This is a genomic window from Candidatus Bathyarchaeia archaeon, assembly GCA_035935655.1.
Lineage (GTDB): Archaea > Thermoproteota > Bathyarchaeia > 40CM-2-53-6 > 40CM-2-53-6 > 40CM-2-53-6.
The window spans coordinates 1-2,670 of record DASYWW010000049.1 but is presented as its reverse complement, the minus strand read 5'-3'; the positions used below and the strand labels follow the sequence as shown (position 1 = coordinate 2,670).

Genomic DNA, 2,670 nt, shown 5'->3' with positions numbered 1-2,670 from the left:
CAAGTCTGCATGGTCCCCTCCTTCCCCTTCGTCATGCTTGCATAGATTCCTGCGGCAGCGAGGAGGCTCCCCCTGTCCTTCTCTGATTTCACTTCACTGGACAGCGCTGCGAGCTTCCTCTTCGCCTCGTCGAGCTCTGTCCTGCTGAGAGAGTCCAGTAGTGAATTGATGTTCTCCTGCACGACCTTACTCGTGAGCACAAGCCTTTACACGATATTTAACCTTCCTTACGCTAACAGCACTGATTACATTTACCTTAGAATTAACTAGTTTAGACTCGTTCGGGAGCCGCCTCCGTCGAAAACTACGAAGCCGCGTACAGTGCAAGCCTAAAACAAACTTCTCCACTTGTCTGTCGAAGAAAACTGGTAAAGTCGAGACCCATCAAGAGGAAGGGGTTTCTGGCCATGCTGCGTCCGCAGTCGATAACCCTAAGTCCTGCCCCTCCTTTTGTGTCCGTGACGTATTCGGCTTCCAAGAAGACGCCCGCTCACAGAAGGCGGGTTCGAAGGAGCAAAACTCCTAGAGCAATGAATCCCACACAACAAGTGACTATCCCACAGCTTTCAAAAGCGAAACAAGAGGCCGCTCAGAAGAGTGATTCGTTGGGAGCAGCCTTCTTTGGAGCTGTGGAGTTCGCAATCAAAGACCCAAAGAAGTTCAGGGAGTATTTGGATGAGTTGGCTGGCAGTTGAAGGAATTCACTGGGACTTTGATGTCTCTTGCCAAAGGCTATTTGGAACTAGCTGAGTTCGCCTGTGGCGTAATTCAGCTTCGCCAACCCCTCCCCTTTCACGAGCAGCCGAAATTCCTAGTTTCCTTATACGCAAATTGACTTCTGTATGTATGGAAAGAGATCGCTTGATCACAGTCTCCTATTTGGTGAAGATTGCTGGTGTGAAAGGAAGAGACAATCAGGAGAAATGTGGAAGAGAGGGGTCTCCGAACCTGTGAGTACACATTCGGTGTCGTCTTCCCGGATTGAATTGACACGAAAAAACCCCGTCCTGTTTGGGCGAAGTCCTAGGAAATCTAACAGATTATTCGATAGGAGCCGAACATAACATACGATATGGAAGGTCTTAACACCATCTTAAGGGAACTCCCGAACCAATGCGTACCAAAGAAAAGGTAGCAGTCTTATTCGCAGCACTGATACTCCTACTCCCAATCGCGGCATCTGCGTTCACTGGTCCGATTTCACTGACCGACCCGAACTGGACAGTCTCTACCAGAGTAACGACCAACGGTAGTGAAATTACCAAAACAAGCTCTCCTGCCACCCAAACTGCAATTTTGCTCTCGTTCCCATTTGCGAATGCAGATTCTGGTGCCACCGGTTCTGCATACACTTCATTCCTCCTAGACAAGATTTCACTTTCACTATCGTCGTCCAACACAATAACCGCAACCTTCGACGTTCCTGCAACATTAGCAACATTAGCAACATTCGTTGGGAATCCCAATGGCAATGCCTGTGGACCATCAACTAGTGTTCGCCTATTCTTCCAGAGCACCGGTACAGGTAATCCGGGAAGCATAACCGGACCGGCTCCCAACAATGGGGGATTCGAAACAAAGTTCTGGTGGTCAAACACTGGCACTGTAGCAACAACAGTTGCCAGCGGTAGTCATTACAATTTCGTGAATGGCGGCACCGGAGGCACGATTACACTATCCGTTCCACTGAATGGAGCAGACTGGTCTGACTTCTATGGACACTTCGGGACCGGCTCATACGGAGCCAATTTCAATGCAGCACTCGGAGCTATTTCATTCATCGGCCTTTCGTTCGGCAGTGGTTGCTTCTTTGCCAATGGCGTTGGCGTTACCGGAGGATCTGCTACCTTCGAACTGACAAGCTACACAATCTCATAGGGAGCCTAGCCCCTTCCCGCTATTTTAGCCAAGGCACCACTTGTGGACATGAGTCTTTCCAGTAAAAGTAGGCTCATACTTCCTGCAGTAGCTCTCACCCGCGAAGTGGTCGCAGGTGCCGCACCTGGGTCCTGCGCTACGTCCCTCTTGGAGGCTCGGTGCTCGGCTACGGATCTTTCAGCTAAAAAGCGGCGCCCTCGTTGCTGGCATAGGTGATTCGCAGAAAGGATTTGACAGCATTGATGTAGACGTCTCTGGTCCCCTTCTCAACATAGGAGTTGACCCATTCTTGGTGGGTGAAGTTCTTGGCTTGCTGAGGTGTAGCCATTGCACAGCAAGCTATGCATTCATCCATTTTGTGTGGGTTGATATTGTGCACAATACGAAAACCTTCCTTAAGCTATCGACTTGATTTAGTTTTACATTGAATTAGGTGATTTTACATCTATCGTCCGAAACGTATTGCTTGCTTTTTGACCCGTGACGACCTATCAGAAGAATTTACTTGACGCCTCCCATGTCAATGAATGTCGTGGCGATTCCGCCTGTTGACAGAAGCTCGGCCTTTACTTCGTTTCCTCGCCTCTCAAGTCTTAGCGAAGCGTCAACAAGCTGTTCCACTGTCTTTCCACCTATTCGCACGTCGTGGGAGGCCCCGTAAGTCACCCGATTCGTCAACAGATACGCCCTGCCGTGGAGGTATGCATCCCTGGCCATTTGGCTGAGATAAACGTCAAGGGCGGCCTGCCTGCTCGAAAGGTTGGACCTGCCCGGTAGGTCCAAAGAGAAGTT

The 2,670-nt window shown here is 49.9% G+C and carries 5 protein-coding genes; 1 reads left to right on the top strand and 4 read right to left on the bottom strand.

The genetic code is table 11. The features are described from left to right. Together VGS11_10230 and VGS11_10225 are read right to left on the bottom strand one after the other, a co-directional pair. A partial coding sequence (locus VGS11_10230; protein ID HEV2120462.1) for a hypothetical protein occupies positions 1–182 on the bottom strand: 182 nt, incomplete at its 3' end. Positions 183–304: 122 nt separating this feature from the next. After that, positions 305–478: a hypothetical protein gene (locus VGS11_10225; protein HEV2120461.1), complete on the bottom strand. Its 174-nt coding sequence runs from the start codon at positions 476–478 to the stop codon at positions 305–307. Between the two features lie 635 nt (positions 479–1,113). Here VGS11_10225 and VGS11_10220 point away from each other — a divergent pair. After that, positions 1,114–1,878: a hypothetical protein gene (locus VGS11_10220; protein ID HEV2120460.1), complete on the top strand. Its 765-nt coding sequence runs from the start codon at positions 1,114–1,116 to the stop codon at positions 1,876–1,878. A gap of 181 nt (positions 1,879–2,059) precedes the next feature. Here VGS11_10220 and VGS11_10215 read toward each other — a convergent pair whose 3' ends face one another. Together VGS11_10215 and VGS11_10210 are read right to left on the bottom strand one after the other, a co-directional pair. Next, positions 2,060–2,206, bottom strand: coding sequence for a hypothetical protein (locus VGS11_10215; protein ID HEV2120459.1), 147 nt, complete (start codon positions 2,204–2,206; stop codon positions 2,060–2,062). 173 nt (positions 2,207–2,379) lie between these two features. Then, positions 2,380–2,670 (bottom strand): hypothetical protein (locus VGS11_10210; protein ID HEV2120458.1); only part of this gene is annotated, 291 nt, incomplete at its 5' end.